General features: G+C 73.8%; 14 protein-coding genes and 1 pseudogene. 9 read left to right on the plus strand and 6 right to left on the minus strand.

Translation table 11 applies throughout. The features are described 5' to 3' along the window. The first annotated feature begins 46 nt into the window (after positions 1-46). The 4 genes and pseudogenes from ACZ4A5_RS07685 (at position 47) to ACZ4A5_RS07700 (ending at position 3,783) form a co-directional block, all read left to right on the plus strand. Positions 47-1,390 carry a hemolysin family protein gene (locus ACZ4A5_RS07685; protein WP_467579514.1) on the plus strand — a complete coding sequence of 448 codons (1,344 nt, stop codon included), beginning with the start codon at positions 47-49 and terminating at the stop codon, positions 1,388-1,390. After that, positions 1,387-2,400: a hemolysin family protein gene (locus tag ACZ4A5_RS07690; RefSeq protein WP_467579516.1), complete on the plus strand. Its 1,014-nt coding sequence runs from the start codon at positions 1,387-1,389 to the stop codon at positions 2,398-2,400. Before ACZ4A5_RS07685 ends, ACZ4A5_RS07690 begins: the two co-directional genes overlap by 4 nt. A gap of 70 nt (positions 2,401-2,470) precedes the next feature. Further along, positions 2,471-3,274 carry an SGNH/GDSL hydrolase family protein gene (locus tag ACZ4A5_RS07695; RefSeq protein WP_467579519.1) on the plus strand — a complete coding sequence of 268 codons (804 nt, stop codon included), beginning with the start codon at positions 2,471-2,473 and terminating at the stop codon, positions 3,272-3,274. Between the two features lie 71 nt (positions 3,275-3,345). Then, a pseudogene (locus tag ACZ4A5_RS07700) lies at positions 3,346-3,783 on the plus strand (VOC family protein). A 16-nt stretch (positions 3,784-3,799) separates the two neighbouring features. On the opposite strand, the gene ACZ4A5_RS07705 reads toward ACZ4A5_RS07700, so the two are convergent. Further along, positions 3,800-4,630: an alpha/beta fold hydrolase gene (locus ACZ4A5_RS07705; protein WP_467579522.1), complete on the minus strand. Its 831-nt coding sequence runs from the start codon at positions 4,628-4,630 to the stop codon at positions 3,800-3,802. Between the two features lie 157 nt (positions 4,631-4,787). Here ACZ4A5_RS07705 and sigJ point away from each other — a divergent pair, with 157 nt between their 5' ends. Beyond that, positions 4,788-5,735 (plus strand): RNA polymerase sigma factor SigJ, encoded by a 948-nt coding sequence (sigJ, locus tag ACZ4A5_RS07710; protein WP_467579525.1) that lies wholly within the window; start codon positions 4,788-4,790, stop codon positions 5,733-5,735. Here the strand turns inward: sigJ and ACZ4A5_RS07715 are convergent. Continuing rightward, on the minus strand, positions 5,684-6,463 hold the full coding sequence (locus tag ACZ4A5_RS07715) for an SDR family NAD(P)-dependent oxidoreductase (RefSeq protein WP_467579527.1): 780 nt from the start codon (positions 6,461-6,463) through the stop codon (positions 5,684-5,686). The two genes, sigJ and ACZ4A5_RS07715, sit on opposite strands and share 52 nt — an antisense overlap. Positions 6,464-6,639: 176 nt before the next feature. Between ACZ4A5_RS07715 and ACZ4A5_RS07720 the strand changes: the two genes are divergently transcribed. After that, the gene (locus tag ACZ4A5_RS07720) at positions 6,640-7,380 is read left to right on the plus strand and encodes a GntR family transcriptional regulator (protein ID WP_467579530.1); all 741 of its coding nucleotides are present in this window, start codon (positions 6,640-6,642) and stop codon (positions 7,378-7,380) included. Between the two features lie 18 nt (positions 7,381-7,398). Here ACZ4A5_RS07720 and ACZ4A5_RS07725 read toward each other — a convergent pair whose 3' ends face one another. The 4 genes from ACZ4A5_RS07725 to purB form a co-directional block, all read right to left on the minus strand. After that, a complete protein-coding gene (locus tag ACZ4A5_RS07725; RefSeq protein ID WP_467579533.1) occupies positions 7,399-8,565 on the minus strand; it encodes an ROK family protein in 1,167 nt (388 codons plus the stop codon). Between the two features lie 164 nt (positions 8,566-8,729). Continuing rightward, the gene (gene mug / locus ACZ4A5_RS07730; RefSeq protein WP_467579737.1) at positions 8,730-9,239 is read right to left on the minus strand and encodes a G/U mismatch-specific DNA glycosylase; all 510 of its coding nucleotides are present in this window, start codon (positions 9,237-9,239) and stop codon (positions 8,730-8,732) included. A gap of 26 nt (positions 9,240-9,265) precedes the next feature. Next, positions 9,266-9,691 carry a large conductance mechanosensitive channel protein MscL gene (locus ACZ4A5_RS07735; RefSeq protein WP_467579536.1) on the minus strand — a complete coding sequence of 142 codons (426 nt, stop codon included), beginning with the start codon at positions 9,689-9,691 and terminating at the stop codon, positions 9,266-9,268. 169 nt (positions 9,692-9,860) lie between these two features. Beyond that, positions 9,861-11,303, minus strand: a complete 1,443-nt coding sequence (purB, locus tag ACZ4A5_RS07740; protein ID WP_467579539.1) for an adenylosuccinate lyase — start codon at positions 11,301-11,303, stop codon at positions 9,861-9,863. A 162-nt stretch (positions 11,304-11,465) separates the two neighbouring features. Here purB and ACZ4A5_RS07745 point away from each other — a divergent pair, with 162 nt between their 5' ends. From ACZ4A5_RS07745 to ACZ4A5_RS07755, 3 genes are all read left to right on the plus strand, one after another. Beyond that, the gene (locus ACZ4A5_RS07745) at positions 11,466-12,839 is read left to right on the plus strand and encodes a dihydrolipoyl dehydrogenase family protein (protein ID WP_467579542.1); all 1,374 of its coding nucleotides are present in this window, start codon (positions 11,466-11,468) and stop codon (positions 12,837-12,839) included. A gap of 90 nt (positions 12,840-12,929) precedes the next feature. Beyond that, complete coding sequence (locus ACZ4A5_RS07750) at positions 12,930-14,291, plus strand: GNAT family N-acetyltransferase (RefSeq protein WP_467579545.1); 1,362 nt, start codon at positions 12,930-12,932, stop codon at positions 14,289-14,291. Between the two features lie 75 nt (positions 14,292-14,366). Further along, positions 14,367-16,052, plus strand: a complete 1,686-nt coding sequence (locus ACZ4A5_RS07755; protein ID WP_467579548.1) for a DUF885 domain-containing protein — start codon at positions 14,367-14,369, stop codon at positions 16,050-16,052. Position 16,053: the final 1 nt, after the last annotated feature.

Raw genomic sequence — 16,053 nt, forward strand, 5'->3', positions numbered from 1 at the left:
CGATCCTCCCTGCCCTGCCCGATCATGGGACGGAGGTGTGGAACCGATGATGGAAGTGCTGCTCCTGGCAGTGGCCCTGCTGCTGACGCTGGCGTGCGCCGTCTTCGTCGCGGCGGAGTTCTCGCTCACCACCGTCGAGCGCGGGGAGCTGGAGCGGGCCGCCGAGCAGGGTGACCGCGGCGCGCAGAGCGCGCTCAAGGCCGTGCGCACCCTGACCTTCCAGCTCTCCGGCGCCCAGCTCGGGATCACCGTCACCGGGCTGATCATCGGCATGATCTCCAAGCCCTCGATCGCGGCCCTGCTCACCGGGCCCGTCGAGGCGCTCGGCCTGTCCCGGGCCGCGGCCTCCTCGACCGCGCTGGTGCTCGGCACCGTGCTCTCCACGGTCGTGCTCATGGTGATCGGCGAGCTGATCCCCAAGAACTGGGCGATCTCGCGCCCGCTCCCGATGGCCAGGAAGGTCGCCGGGCCGCAGCGCGCGTTCAGCTCCGCCTTCCGCCCGCTGATCCGGCACCTCAACAACACCGCGAACCGCACGCTGCACCGGATGGGCCTGGAGCCCGCCGAGGAGCTGGCCTCCGCGCGCGGCCCGCAGGAGCTCGCCGCGCTCGCCCGCCACTCCGCCAAGGAGGGCGCCCTGGAGGCGGACACCGCCGAGCTGTTCATCCGCACGCTGAACCTCGCCGAGCTGACCGCGGAGAACGTGATGACGCCCCGCGTGCAGGTCACCGCGCTGGACTCGCACGCCACCGTCGAGGACGTCGTGAACGCCACCCGGGCCACCGGCCTCTCGCGCTTCCCCGTCTACCGCGGCAGCCTCGACGCCGTCATCGGCACCGCCCACGTCAAGGACGTCCTGGCGATACCGGCGGAGCAGCGCCGCCACCACCCCGTCACCGCGACGCTGCGCGAGCCGCTGCTCGTCCCCACGTCGCTGACCGTGGACCGGCTGCTGGACCGGCTGTCGGGCCGGCGCACCATGGCCGTCGTCATCGACGAGTACGGCGGCACGGCCGGCGTGGTCACCCTGGAGGACATCGTGGAGGAGGTCGTCGGCGAGGTCCGTGACGAGCACGACCCCGACGAGCTGCCCGACCTGGCCCCGGCCGGCACGGACGGCGAGGGACGGCGGCTGTACGACGCGGACGGCGCCGTGCGCACCGACCAGCTGGAGATCATCGGGCTGCGGGCGCCGGACGGCCCGTACGAGACGCTCGCCGGGCTCGTCGCCACCGAGCTCGGCCGGATCCCGGCCGTGGGCGACACCGTCGAGATCGCGGGCTGGCGGATCGACGTGGCGGACGCCGCGGGCCGCCGCGCGGCCCGGGTCCGGCTGACGGCCCCGGCCGCCGGTCACGGCCTCCCCACCGGTGGGGAGGCGGGCCGATGACCGTCGTCCAGCTGCTCATCGGCCTGGCGACCCTCGTCGTCAACGCCTTCTTCGTGGGCGCGGAGTTCGCGCTCATCTCCGTGCGCCGCAGCCAGATCGAGCCGTACGCCGACCAGGGCGACCGGCGGGCCCGCAGCGTGCTGTGGGGGCTGCGGCACATCTCGGCCCTGATGGCCGCCGCCCAGCTCGGCATCACGCTGTGCACCCTGGTGCTCGGTGTGGTCGCCGAACCGGCCATCGCCCACCTGATGGAGCCGGTCTTCCACGCCGTCGGCCTGCCCGGCGGGCTGATCCACGTGGTGTCGTTCGCCATCGCGCTGGCCGTGGCGACCTATCTCCACATGCTCTTCGGCGAGATGGTCCCGAAGAACGTCGCGCTCGCCGAGCCGGTGCGCACCGCCCTGCTCCTCGGCCCGCCGCTGGTGACCCTGGCGCGGGCGCTGCGCCCGGTGGTCTTCACCATCAACTCGCTCGCGAACACGCTGCTCAAGCTGCTGCGGGTCGAGCCGAAGGACGAGGTCGCGGCGACCTATTCCGACGACCAGCTGGCCCGGATCGTCGCCGACTCCAGCGCGGCGGGGCTGCTCGACGAGCGGGCGACCGAACGTCTGCGGGACGCCCTGGAGCTGGGCAAGCGCCCGGTCAAGGATGTGGTGACCCCCGTCGAGCAGGTGGTCTCCGCCCCGCTGGGGGTCACGCCCGAGGAGCTGGAGCGGCTCTCCGCCGAGTCCGGCTTCTCCCGTTTCCCGGTGCTCGACGACTCCGGCCGGCTCATCGGCTATCTGCATGTGAAGGACGCGCTGGACGTCACCCCGCGCGACCAGCCGTTCCCCGTGCGGCGGATGCGCCGGATCGCGACGGTCCGGGCGGCGACCCCGCTCGACGACGTGATCACGACGATGAGCGGCACCGGCACCCACCTCGCCGCGGTCACCGGCGACGACGGCCGGCCGGTGGGGCTGGTGACCCTGGAGGACGTGCTGCGCGAGCTGGTCGGGCAGCGCCCGTAGCGCTCACGCCCCGGGGCGGCGGGACACCGCCCCGGGGCCGCCCGCCCGGCAGGAGTAGGATCACCGCGCCATGCAGATGAATGCCACGTACACCAGCTTTGTCGCGGTCGGCGACTCCTTCACCGAGGGGATGTCCGACCGGCTCCCCGACGGCTCGTACCGCGGCTGGGCCGATCTCCTCGCGGCACGGCTGGCCGCCCGTGCGCCCGGCGGCCTGCGCTACGCCAATCTGGCCGTGCGCGGCAAGCTCATCGGCCAGATAGCCGACGAGCAGTCGCCCGCCGCCGCGGCCATGGGCGCCGATCTGGCGACCCTGGTCGGCGGGCTCAACGACGTGCTGCGCCCGAAGTGCGACGTCGATCTCGTGTGTGCCCGGCTGGCCGATGCCGTGGAGCGGATCGCGCCGAGCTGCGGGCAGCTGGTGCTGATGCGCAGCCCCGGGCGGCACGGTCCGGTGCTGGAGCGGTTCCGGCCGCGCATGGAGCACCTCTTCGGCTTCGTCGACGAGCTCGCGGAGAAGCACGGCGCGCTGGTGGTCGACCTCTTCGGGGCCGAGGTGCTGGGCGATCCGCGGATGTGGGCGGAGGACCGGCTGCACCTCAACGCCGAGGGGCACCGCCGGGTGGCCGAGGCCGTCTGGCAGGCGCTCGGCCACGAACCGGAGCTCGACTGGCGCGCCCCGCTCCCGCCGTTCGTCCGGCCGCCCTGGACCGCCCGCCGCACCTCCGACGCGCGCTTCGCCCGCGAGCACCTGCTCCCCTGGATCGGCCGCCGCCTGACGGGCCGTTCATCGGGCGACGGACGCGTGGGAGCACACTTCGACGCCACCACGGGACGGGCCCGGCCGGTGGTCATCGGCCCCGCACAGGACTGACAGCCCGTCAGGCCACGGCCCAGGACCGACGGCCGATCGCGCGGGTGACGGCCCGTGCGTACGGTCGTGCCATGCCCGCGAACGCGCCATCCCACATCCGCGTCGCCCGCCCCTCCCGCGACCTCGACGCCGCCGAGCGCTTCTGGACCGAGGGGCTCGGCCTGTCCGTGATCTGGCGGCGGGAGGTGTCCCCCGGGGACCTCCCCGGCGAGGACCACCGCCTGGTGGCGGTGGGCCGGCCGGGGGCCGGGTGGCACCTGGAGCTGACGTACGAGACCGGGGCTCCCACCGCCCCCACGCCCACGGAGGAAGACCTGGTCGTCGTCTGTCTCGACGAGTCGTCTGTCTCGACGAGCGGATCCCCGAGGAAATCGTCGCCCGCCTGGAAGCCCACGGCGGCAAGCGGGTAGCCGTCCCGCAACCCCTGCTGGGAGAACCGGGGCGACACCGTGGAGGATCCGGACGGCTGCCGGCTCGTTCCGTGCACCCGGGACTGGTCCGTCTCCTGAGGCGAACGCCCCTCGCTCAGCGGGACGCGTCGAGGATGACGCGGGCGACCAGTGCCGGGTCGTCGTTCATCGGCACATGGCCGCAGCCGGACAGGCGCAGCAGCCGGGCGTTCGGTATGACCTTCTTGGCGCGGATGCCCTGGCGGGGCACCAGCACCCGGTCCTTGCTGCCCCAGGCGATGGTGACCGGGATGTCGGGCACGTCCTGGTCGAACCGCCCCGTGCGGCCCGCCGCCAGGGTCGCGGCGAAGCCGGTGGCCTCGCGCAGGGCGCGTGTCTCGGCGATCACGGCGTCGGGGGAACGGCGCAGGGGCCGGGCGTAGATGGCGCCGACCATCGCCGCCCGGCCGACGGCCGTACGGGCCAGCCGGGCCGCCAGCGGCGGGGGCATGGTGAGGGCGCCGCGGCGCAGCTGGCACAGCACCCCGAAGGCGTACAGCCGCTCGGGCTCGTTCCAGAACCCGGCGGGCGAGATCGCCGTGACGGAGCGGACGAGCTTCTCGCGGCCGAGCTGGAGGGCGAGCAGCCCGCCGAGGGAGTTGCCCACGACGTGCGGCCGGTCCAGGCCGAGCGCCTCGAAGAGCGCGGCCAGGACGGGGGTCACGCCCTGGAGGTCGTAGCGGATTCCCTCGGGCAGGCCGGACGAGCGGCCGAAGCCCGGCAGGTCGACGGCGATGACGTCGCGCTCGGCGGCGAGGATGCCCGCGACCGGGTCCCACACCTGGAGGTGGTGGCCGATGCCGTGCAGCAGGACGAGGGGTTCCCCGCCGCCGAGCCGTTCGTAGGACACCTCGACGGTCCGCTCTCCGGCGGGGGTGTCGATGGGGAAGGCGACCGTGTCGGCCATGGTGCGACTCCTCGTCATCCACGGGGCAGTGCAGGGGTATTGAGACAGGATGTCAGCAAGGATTACCGATGGGTAGACCCCGGCGGGCGCCTCGCCGCGGCGGGCAGGGGAAGGCTCATATGGACAACCCCGCCCGGATCGCGGTGGGATGGACGCCGTGACCGCACCCGATTCCGCGCTCGACGCCTTCGAGGAACACCGCGGTGTCCTGACCGGTGTGGCCTACCGCATGCTGGGCCGCGTCGCGGACGCCGAGGACGTCGTGCAGGAGGCGTGGCTGCGCTGGTCCCGCGCCGGCCGCGAGGAGGTGCGCGACGCCCGCGGCTTCCTGGTCCGCGTCACCACGCGGCTGGCCGTCGACCGGCTGCGCCAGGCGCACTCCCGCCGCGAGAGCTATGTGGGCCCGTGGCTGCCGGAGCCGGTCGTGACGGACTTCGGGACGACCGTCCCGGACACCGCCGAGCGGGCCGTGCTCGCCGATTCCGTCTCGCTGGGCATGCTGGTCGTCCTGGAGTCCCTCTCGCCGCTGGAGCGCGCGGTCTTCGTGCTCCGCGAGGCGTTCGCCTTCCCCTATCAGGAGATCGCCGCCGTGCTCGACCGCTCGGAGGCGGCCGTGCGGCAGCTCGCCGGGCGGGCGCGCCGCCATGTCGACGAGGGCAGACCGCGGTTCCCGGTGGACCCCGTCCAACAGCGCGACCTCACCGAGAAGTTCCTCGCGGCCGCCACCGGCGGGAGCATCGAGGACCTGCTGGCCCTGCTCGCCCCCGACGTGCGGCTGGTCGGCGACAGCGGCGGGAAGTCCAAGGCCCCGCCGCGCGTGCTGGAGAGCGCCGCCAAGGTGGGCCGCTTCCTCTTCGCGGTGGCCCACAGGGACGTGCCCGAGCCGGAGATCCGCTTCCTGGAGCTCAACGGCGGGCCGGCGCTGCTCGTCCTCTCCGCGGGCCGGCCCGACACCGCCCTCAGCGTCGAGCCCTCCGGCGACGGCCGGATCGCGGCCGTCTATGTCCAGCGGAACCCCGGCAAGCTCGCGCGTCTCGCACCGCGGCGTGCGGCTCAGTGCACGGAGAAGCCGCCGTCGACGAAGAGGGACTGGCCGGTGACATAGGCGGAGGAGCGGCTCGCCAGGAAGACCGCCGCGCCCGCGAAGTCCTCGGCCAGGCCGTTGCGTCCGGTCATCGTGCGCGCCGCGAGCGCCGCCACCTTCCCGGGGTCGGCGGACAGCCGTTCGTTGAGCGGGGTCATCACGAAGCCCGGCACGAGGGTGTTGCAGGTGACGCCGTACGGGGACCACGCCTCGGCCTGTGAACGGGCCAGCGATTCCAGCGCGCCCTTGGACACCCCGTAGGCACCGCTCTGCACGAACGCCCGGTGTGCCTGCTGGGAGGTGATGTGGATGATCCGGCCGAAGCCCCGCTCGGCCATGCCGGGCCCGAACCGCTCCCCCAGCAGATACGGCGCCTCCAGGTTCACCGCCATCGTGGTGTCCCACACGTCCTCGCCCAGCTCGCCCATCGGCGGGCGCAGGTTGATCCCGGCGCTGTTGACGAGGATGTCGGGTTCGCCGAACACGGCGGCCGCCTCCTCCGCCGCCCGGCGCACGCCGTCGCGGGTGCCCAGGTCGGCGCTCACCCAGGCCGCCCGGCAGCCGTCGGCCGCCAACTCCTCGACGGTGGCGGCCAGCTCGGCCTCCCGGCGGGCCACGACCACGACGCGCGCCCCGGCGCGCGCGAGCGCCCCGGTGACGGCCCGGCCGATACCGGAACTGCCGCCGGTCACCACCGCGACCCGGCCGTCCAGCGAGAAGAGCTCGGAGAGATACGCCTGCGGGATCATGCCCGCACCCTAGACGGCGGTCCCGCGCGGACAGCGGCCGGGACCGGGGTCTTCCGGCCCGGTCGGACAATCACGCCATTGGTCTTGACCAAGTCTGCGTGCCGCCTTATGGTCGCAGGCATACTGCAACAACCTTTAATAAAGAAGCGCGCGAAAAGCCTTTGCGGAGGATCAGGGTGGGGACCACGCAGCTGGACACGGTGCCGGAGCCGAAGTACTGGCACCTGAAGACCGTGCTCACCGACGCACTCGACTCCGAGTTCGCGGTGGGCGAGATCCTGCCGAACGAGCGCGAGCTCGCGGCCCGCTTCGGCGTCGCGCGGGCCACGCTCCGCCAGGCCCTCGAACAGCTCGAGCTGGAAGGGCGCCTCCAGCGCCGCCGGGGCGTCGGCACCACCGTGGCCCCGCCCCGCATGGGCGTCTCCGTCGGCGACGCCGACCACTCCTGGCCGGGCGCGGGACCGGACGCCTGGCTCGCCGTCGACTGCGCCGAGGCGGTCCCGCCCGCGGTTGTCGCCCGCCTCCTGGACACCCGCGGCGGGGAGCCGGTGCACACCGTCCGCCGCACCCGCCGCACCCACGGCCAGCCCGTGGCGACCGAGTTGCTGTACGTCCCGCTGAGCAGCGTGCCGGGGCTCACCGGCATCGACGCGCCGGCGGGCGCGGCCCGGGCACGCGCGGTCCTCCGGGAGTTGCAGCGCCTGGAGCTCGACGGCCAGGACCAGGCCGTGGAGCTCGGCTCCGCCCGCGCCGACGACGCCAAGCAGCTCGACCGGCTGCCGGGCGCGCCCGTCCTCGTCGTCACCACCCGCTATTTCACGGCGGGCCGCACGGGCGCGGTGGCGGTGGCCACCTACCGCGCGGACACCTGCCGGCTCACCTTCGGCGACTCGGGGATGCAGCTGCTGGCCGGCTGACGCCGGCCACGGCCCGCCTCACCGCCGCGCCGTCACCGTGCTCTCGACCGCGAACAGTTGCTCCTCCACGTGGTCGAGAGCCAGCCGCAGCGCGCCCGTCGCCACCGCGGCCTCGCCCAGCAGCGACTGCACGACCCGCGGCGGGCGCAGGCAGTAGCGGGCGAGCTCCGCGCGCAGGGGTTCCAGGACGCCGTTCAGCCCGGCGGCCCAGCCGCCCACCACGACGAGCTCCGGATCGAGGGCGAGCACCAGGGCGGCCACGTCGTGCACGAGCCGCCGCATGAACCGGTCGACGGCGGCACCGGCCCGCTCGTCGCCCTCCCGTGCCAGCGTGAAGACGCGTGCCACCTGCGCCTCGTCCAGCGGGTGCAGGGGTTCGCCCGTCGTGGACAGCACGACCTCGGGGGTGGCCTCCCGGCCCAGCAGGTGCAGCGCGCCGATCTCCCCGGCCGCGCCGCCGTAGCCACGGTGGAGCCGGCCGCCGATCAGCGACCCGGCCCCCGGGCTCAGCCCGGCGAGCACGAACACCACGTCGTCCGAGCCGGTGGCCGCGCCCTTCCAGTGCTCGGCCACGGCGGCGGCGTTGGCGTCGTTCTCGACCAGCACCGGGCACCGGAACGAGCGCCGCAGCCGCTCCCCGAGGGGCAGTCCGGTCCAGCCCGGCAGGGCGGTCCCCAGCCGTACGGTCCCGTCGGCCTCCACGATGCCGGGGCTGGCCACGCCGACCGCCCGGAGCCTGCTGCGGGGCACGCCCGAGCGCTCCAGCAGGTCGGCGACCGCGACCCGCACGCACCCCAGGCGCTCGTCCGCCGAGGCGGTCTCCGCGACGTCGAGGGACGCCGAGCCCATGACCCGGCCGCCGAGATCGGCCATCAGGGCGGCGATCCGGTGCGGGCCGATCTCGATGCCCATCAGGTGGCCGGCCTCCACGCGGAAGCGGAAGCGGCGCGCGGGGCGGCCCTGGCGCCGGGCCTCGCCCTCCTCGGCGGGCACCTCCACCACCAGGCCGGATTCCATCAGCCCCTCGACCACGCCCTCGACGGTCGGCCGGGACAGGCCCGTCACCTTGGTCAGGTCGGTGAGCGTGGGGGAGCCGGGAGGCGCCGCCGCGCGCAGCGCGTGCAGCACCACGGCCGAATTGATCCGCCGCAACAGAGACGGATCCCCGCCGGTGAGCCGCCCCAACGTGCCGCCTCCTCGCTTTGCGTGTCCTTTGCTGTCGGGTCGGATGGTATCCGGTGCGGAGGAGACCGGCGAGCCTCGGGACCGCACGCGGGCCGGCAACCGGTGGCGGCCGTTCCGCGGCGGCCCGGGGGCGGTGGGCGGTGCGGCGCCCGGATCCCGTCGTGTCAGACGGGGAGCTCCGTCGCGGCGCGCAGCCGCTCGAATTCCTCGGCCATTTTCGGGAGCGGCCAATGAGCGTTGAGGCCACTGGGGTTGGGGAGGGCCCAGACGCGGGTGGTGCCGATCGTCCGGTCCTGCGGGCCGATGCGGGCGTGCTTGTCGTCGAAGGCGACGCGGTAGGCGGTGATGCCGACGACGGCCAGCCAGCGCGGCCGCAGCCGGGTGACCTTGTCGAGGAGGAGGCGCCCGCCCTCGCGGAACTCCTCGTCGCCGATCTCGTCGGCCCGCGCCGAGGGGCGCGCCACCACATTGGTGATGCCGAGGCCGTACGTCAGAAGTTCCTCCTGCTCGGCGGGGGCGAGGAGGCGGGGGGTGAAGCCGGAGAGGTGGAGGACGGGCCAGAACCGGTTGCCGGGGCGGGCGAAGTGATGGCCGGTGGCCTCGGACATCAGGCCGGGATTTATGCCGCAGAACAGGACGCGGAGATCCTCCGCGACGACATCGGGTACCACCAGGCGTCCCCTCCCTTTTCGGGACAACCCTATACCGGGGGCTGGTCCGTCCCGCAGTGGAGGCACTTGCGGGCGCGCTCGGGAAGGTCCTCCGAGAGACAGGCCGGGCAGACCTTGAGCGGTCCGGGCTCGGCGAAGACGACGAGCCCGCGCCGGGCCTGGACGTGCTTGTAGGGGACGACGATGAGGAAGTAGACGACGGCCATGAAGATCAGGAAGTACACGAGGGCGGAGAGGAAGGAGCCCAGGTCGAGATAGGTGGCGCGGTTGCCGGTCCGGCCGAGCTGCCAGCCGAGGCCCATGGAGTGGCCGCCCTGGGCGCGCGTGATGATCGGGTTGATCACGAAGTCGGTGAACGCCTTGATGAGCGTGCTCATCGCGAGGGCGATGATCAGTCCCACGGCGACGGTGACGATGTCACCGCGCATGACGAAGTTCTTGAATCCCTTGAACACGGCCGTCTCTCCTCGCGTCGGGCATCCGATGAGACCACGCAGAACGGTACATTCCGGACTCCCGTCACCGGTGGTACGGCACGGCCGGCCCCGAAACGCCGACCGCCCGTGGCGGCGTCCCCACGAGGGGGACACCGCCACGGGCGGCGAGGGGCGGGAAGCGCGGGCGCTAGAGGATCGACCCCGGCGCGTACGCGGCGGCCTCCGGGTGCCGCTTGGCGATCTCCTCGATGCGGGCGACGACCAGGGCGACCTGGTCGGCGGCGGCACCGCTGAAGGACAGCTTGTCGGCCATCAGGGCGTCCAGGCCCGCCCGGTCCAGCGGGATGCGGTCGTCGGCGGCGAGCTTGTCCAGCAGCTCGTTGCGCTCGGCGCCCTGCTCGCGCATGGCCAGCGCGGAGGCCACGGCGTGCTCCTTGATGGCCTCGTGCGCGACCTCGCGGCCGACCCCGGCCCGCACGGCGGCCATCAGGACCTTGGTGGTGGCGAGGAAGGGGAGGTAGCGGTCCAGCTCGCGAGCGACGACGGCGGGGAAGGCGCCGAACTCGTCGAGGACCGTCAGGAAGGTCTCCAGCAGGCCGTCGAGCGCGAAGAACGCGTCCGGCAGCGCGACGCGGCGCACCACCGAGCAGGAGACGTCGCCCTCGTTCCACTGGTCGCCCGCCAGCTCGCCGGTCATCGAGGCGTAACCGCGCAGGATGACCATGAGGCCGTTGACGCGCTCGCAGGAGCGGGTGTTCATCTTGTGCGGCATCGCGGACGAGCCGACCTGGCCGGGCTTGAAGCCCTCGGTCACCAGCTCGTGGCCGGCCATCAGCCGGATCGTCTTGGCCAGCGAGGAGGGGGCCGCCGCCAGCTGCACCAGCGCGGTGACGACGTCGTAGTCGAGAGAGCGCGGGTAGACCTGGCCGACGGAGGTGAAGGCGTGCGCGAAGCCGAGGTGGCCCGCGATGCGGCGCTCCAGCTCGTCCAGCTTCGCGGCGTCGCCGCCGAGCAGGTCGAGCATGTCCTGGGCGGTGCCGACCGGGCCCTTGATGCCGCGCAGCGGATAGCGGCCGAGCAGCTCCTCCAGCCGGCCGTAGGCGACGAGCAGCTCGTCGGCCGTGGTCGCGAAGCGCTTGCCGAGGGTGGTGGCCTGGGCGGCGACGTTGTGCGAGCGGCCCGCCATCACAAGCTCGGCGTGCTCGCCGGCCAGCTTGCCCAGCCGGGCCAGCACGGCGACGGCGCGGTCGCGGACGAGCTCCAGCGAGAGCCGGATCTGGAGCTGCTCGACGTTCTCCGTGAGGTCGCGGGACGTCATGCCCTTGTGGACGTGCTCATGGCCGGCGAGGGCGTTGAACTCCTCGATCCGGGCCTTGACGTCGTGGCGGGTGACCTTCTCGCGCTCGGCGATCGAGGCCAGGTCCACCTGGTCCAGGACCCGCTCGTAGTCGGCGAGCGCGGCGTCCGGCACCTCGATACCCAGGTCCTTCTGGGCGCGGAGCACGGCCAGCCAGAGCTTCCGCTCCAGGGTGACCTTGTACTCGGGGGACCACAGGACGGCGAGCTCGGCGGAGGCGTAGCGGCCGGCGAGGACGTTGGGGATGCGGGGCTTCAAAGACGCAGCTGTCACACGACCAGAGTCTACTGGCGGTTCGCGCAGGCCAGCGCCCCGGCTCGGTTCGTGCGTTGCTACGAGAGAGCCACGGGGGAGGCCGTGGGCGTGCCCCGCCGCCGGGCCGGTGGGATGGTGGGTGCGCACACCCGGGCACGCCGCGAGCGGAAGGTGGCACACATGGCCGAGCAGGTGGACGTCGTCGTCATCGGCATGGGGCCGGGCGGTGAGCACGTGGCCGGGCGGCTGGCCGAGGCCGGGCTGAGCGTGGTGGGCGTCGAGGCGGAGCTGGTGGGCGGCGAGTGCCCGTACTGGGGGTGCGTCCCGAGCAAGATGATGATCCGGGCCGGGAACCTGCTCGCGGAGGGGCGCCGGATCCCCGGTATGGCCGGGGCCTCCGAGGTGACGCCGGACTGGGCGCCGCTCGCCCGCAGGATCCGCGACGAGGCCACCGACGACTGGAACGACCAGGTGGCGGCCGACCGCTTCACCGGCAAGGGCGGCCGGCTGGTCCGGGGCCGCGGCAGGCTGGCCGGGCCCGGCAGGGTCGAGGTGGCCGGCCAGGTCTTCGAGGCCCTGCGCGGGGTGGTGATCGCGACGGGCACCGAGCCGTCCGTGCCGCCGGTGCCGGGCCTGCGGGACGTGCCGTACTGGACCAACCGCGACGCGGTGTCCGCGAAGGAACCGCCCGGTTCGCTGCTCGTGCTCGGCGGCGGTGCCATCGGGCTCGAACTGGCCCAGGTCTACGCCCGCTTCGGCACCCGGGTCGAGATCGTGGAGGCGATGGAGGGCCTGCTCCCGGCCGAGGAGCCGGAGGCCGGCGAGCTGCTGGCGGAGGTGCTGCGCCGGGAGGGCGTCCACATCCGGACCGGCGCCCGGGCGGCCGGGGTGCGGCACTCCGGGGACGTCTTCACGCTCACGCTCGCGGACGGCACGGAGCTGACGACCGACCGGCTGCTGGTGGCCACGGGCCGCCGGGCGGACCTCACGGACCTCGGCCTGGAGACCGTCGGGCTCGATCCACAGGCGCGGTCGCTGAAGGTGGACGGCCAGCTGCTGGCGGCGCACGCGCTATGGGGCGTCGGCGATGTGACGGGGCACGGGGCGTTCACGCACGTCGCGATGTACGAGGCCGAGATCGTGATCCGCGCCGTGCTGGGCGAGCCGGGGCCCGACGCCGACTACCGCGCGCTGCCCCGGGTGACCTTCACCGACCCGGAGGCCGGGGCCGTGGGCCTGACGGAGCATCAGGCGCGGGAGAAGGGGCTGCGGGTGCGCACCGGCCTGGCGCGGGTGCCCTCCTCGGCGCGCGGCTGGATCCACAAGGCGGGCAACGACGGCCTGGTCAAGCTGGTCGAGGACGCGGACCGGGGCGTGCTGGTCGGCGCGACCGCGGTGGGGCCGACGGGCGGCGAGGTGATGTACGGCCTGGCCGTGGCGATCCAGGCACAGGTGCCGGTGGAGGCCCTGCGCCATATGATCTACGCCTACCCGACCTTCCACCGGGGCATCGAGGACGCGCTCGCCGACCTCCGCGGGGCACCGGAGGGCTGACAACCGGGACAGTTGGCGACAAGGCCGCCCTTAACCCATCGGTCACAAGCCGTTCGTGATCACGCAACACCGCTCCGTCAGGGTGGGGGCATGACTGACGAGACCCGTGCGAAGAGCGTCCGCGCGCGCCATCACTGGCGGCGGGAACTGGTGGAGCTGGCCGCCCTTTTCACCGCGGTCGCCGCCACCGACTCCGTGGCCGACACGGTGGTGCACGGCGCGGACGGTCCCGTCCTGCTGCTCTCCTCGGCCGCCGCGCTGCTGGCCACGGCCGGCTGCCACACCTGGTGGGCCCGGCGCCACGCCGCTCCCGCCCGCCTCGCCGGGCCGGACCACCTCGCCGGCCCCGGCCACGAGGAGCCGGAGGCCGACGGCGGCACCACCCTGTGGCGGATGCGGACCACCGTACGGGACGAGCCCGGCAGTCTCGCCGCGCTGTGCGCAGCGCTGGCCCGCCACCGCGTCGACATCCTCGCGCTCCAGACGCACCCGCTGGCCGACGGCGCCGTGGACGAGCTGCTGCTGCGCGCCCCGGACACCCTGGCACCCGCCGCCCTGTCGGACGCCGCCACCGCGGGCGGCGGCAGCGGGACATGGCTGGAGCGCGCCGACGCCCACGACCTCGTGGACGCCCCGACCCGGGCGCTCACCCTCGCCACCCGCACGGCCCTCGACGCCGCGGAACTCCCGCTCGCTCTGCGGCAGTTGTTCGGCCGCTGCACCATCCGTTCCCTGCCCGGCACGGAGGCCGAGGTGCCGCCGGAGGGGATGTGGGACGAGAACGTGATCCGTCTGCCGGACCCCTCGGGCGGGACGATCACCATCGAGCGCCCCCACCCGCCCTTCACCCCCACGGAGTTCGCGCGGGCCCGCGCGCTGGTCGAGCTGGACGCCCGCCTCGGCCCGCGCGTGCCGCCGCGCAGCGATGTGCTGACGCTGCCGGAGGGCAACGAGATCACCGTGCGCCGCGCCGGCCTCGGGGATCTGGCGGCGGCGCGCGAGATGCACGAGCGCTGCTCCCCCGCGACGCTGTCCCGCCGCTACCACGGGCCGTTCGGTGACGCCGACCGCTATCTCCGCCACCTGCTGAGCCCGCGCTTCGGCCGCACCCTGGCCGCGTACACGGCCTCCGGCCGGCTGGTGGCGCTCGGCCACCTGCTGTGGGACGGCGAGGAGACCGAGGTCTCGCTGCTCGTCGAGGACGCGTGGCAGCGGCGCGGGGTCGGCGGTGAACTTCTGGGCAGGCTGGTCGCGATGGCCGCCGACGCCGGGTGCGAGAGCGTCTACGCCGTCACCCAGTCGTCCAACACGGCGATGGTGGGGGCGATGCGCGCCCTGGGCCTGCCGCTGGACTATCTGATCGAGGAGGGCACGCTGGTCGTCACGGCCCGGCTGACCCCGGAGCAGGGCGCGCCCGCGGTCCGTACGGGATCTGCCGCCCGCGAACGGTGAATCGCCGCACCGCTTTCGATATCCGGAACCGTAATGCCGGTGACGCGGCGGCCTCACGCGTACGAGGATGACCGCATGCCGAACAACACCAGCACCCTCCTCCCCCGTCAGGTCGCCGACGCCTACGTCGACGCGTTCATCGAACTCGACCCGCTCACCGGCACCTATCTGGGGGTGGCGGAGTCCGCGCGGCGGCTGCCCGACTTCTCGCCCGCGGGCCAGCAGGCCCTGGCCGACCTGGCCCGCGAGACGCTCGACCGGCTCGCCGAGGCGGAGCGGCTGCCGGGCGCGGACAGCGACATCGAGCGGCGCTGCGCCCGCCTGCTGCGCGAGCGTCTCACCGCCGAACTCGCCGTCCAGGAAGCGGGCGAGCCACTGCGCGCGGTGAGCAACATCCACTCCCCGCTGCACAGCGTGCGGGAGACCTTCACCATCATGCCCGTGGAGAGCGCCGAGGACTGGTCGGCGGTCGCCGAACGGCTGCGGGCCGTTCCCGCGTCGCTGGAGTCCTACCGGGCGGCGCTCGCCGAGGGCCTCGAGAGGAAGCTGCCCGCCGGTCCGCGCCAGGTGACCACCGTCATCGGGCAGTTGGACGAGTGGATCGGCACGGACGGCGGCTGGTTCGCCGACTTCGTCGCCCAGGGGCCCGACGCGCTGCGCGCGGAGCTGGAGGAGGGCGCCGCCGCCGCGACGGGCGCGCTCGTCACGCTGCGCGACTGGCTGCGCGACGTCTACGCCCCGGGCGTCGAGGGCGCCCCCGAGGTGGTGGGCCGCGAGCGGTACGTCCGTTGGGCGCGCTACTGGAACGGCACGGATCTCGACCTGGAGGAGGCGTACGCCTACGGCTGGTCGGAGTTCCACCGCATCCTCGGCGAGATGCGCGTGGAGGCCGAGAAGGTGCTGCCCGGCGCGAGGACGCCCTGGGAGGCACTGGCCCATCTCGACGCCCACGGCCCGCACATCGAGGGCGTCGAGGAGGTGCGGGTGTGGCTCCAGAAGCTGATGGACGAGGCCATCGAGGCGCTGGACGGCACCCACTTCGAACTGGCCGAGCGGGTCAAGCGGGTGGAGTCCCGCATCGCTCCCCCCGGCAGCGCCGCGGCCCCGTACTACAGCTCGCCGTCCGAGGACTTCTCGCGGCCGGGCCGCACCTGGCTGCCGACGATGGGCGAGACCCGCTTCCCGGAGTACGACCTGGTGTCCACCTGGTACCACGAGGGCGTGCCCGGCCACCACCTCCAGCTCGCGCAGTGGACGCACGTGGCGGACCGGCTCTCCCGCTACCAGACCACCGTCGGCCACGTCAGCGCCAACTGCGAGGGCTGGGCGCTCTACGCGGAGCGGCTGATGGACGAGCTGGGCTTCCTCACCGACCCCGGGCGCCGGCTGGGCTATCTGGACGCCCAGATGATGCGCTCCACCCGCGTGATCGTCGACATCGGGATGCACCTGGAGCTGCGGATCCCGGAGCACTCGCCGTTCCACCCCGGCGAGCGGTGGACGCCCGAGCTGGCACGGGAGTTCTTCGGGCTGCACAGCGGCCGCCCGGCGAGCTTCGTCGACAGCGAGCTGGTGCGCTACCTCGGCATGCCGGGCCAGGCGATCGGCTACAAGCTCGGCGAGCGGGCCTGGCTGGCCGGGCGCGACGCGGCCCGCAAGGCGCACGGTGACGCGTTCGACGCGAAGGCGTGGCACATGGCGGCGCTTTCGCAGGGGTCGCTGGGCCTGGACGACCTGCTGGCGGAGCTGTCGGCCCTCTGAC

It is taken from the genome of Streptomyces sp. NPDC025618, from assembly GCF_055558795.1.

Coding starts and splice junctions, on each gene's coding strand:
- ACZ4A5_RS07685 (WP_467579514.1), top strand. CDS start 47: ATGATGGAAGTGCTGCTCCTGGCAGTGGCCCTGCTGCTGACGCTGGCG.
- ACZ4A5_RS07690 (WP_467579516.1), top strand. CDS start 1,387: ATGACCGTCGTCCAGCTGCTCATCGGCCTGGCGACCCTCGTCGTCAAC.
- ACZ4A5_RS07695 (WP_467579519.1), top strand. CDS start 2,471: ATGCAGATGAATGCCACGTACACCAGCTTTGTCGCGGTCGGCGACTCC.
- ACZ4A5_RS07705 (WP_467579522.1), bottom strand. CDS start 4,630: ATGGCCGACACGGTCGCCTTCCCCATCGACACCCCCGCCGGAGAGCGG.
- ACZ4A5_RS07715 (WP_467579527.1), bottom strand. CDS start 6,463: ATGATCCCGCAGGCGTATCTCTCCGAGCTCTTCTCGCTGGACGGCCGG.
- ACZ4A5_RS07745 (WP_467579542.1), top strand. CDS start 11,466: ATGGCCGAGCAGGTGGACGTCGTCGTCATCGGCATGGGGCCGGGCGGT.
- ACZ4A5_RS07750 (WP_467579545.1), top strand. CDS start 12,930: ATGACTGACGAGACCCGTGCGAAGAGCGTCCGCGCGCGCCATCACTGG.
- ACZ4A5_RS07755 (WP_467579548.1), top strand. CDS start 14,367: ATGCCGAACAACACCAGCACCCTCCTCCCCCGTCAGGTCGCCGACGCC.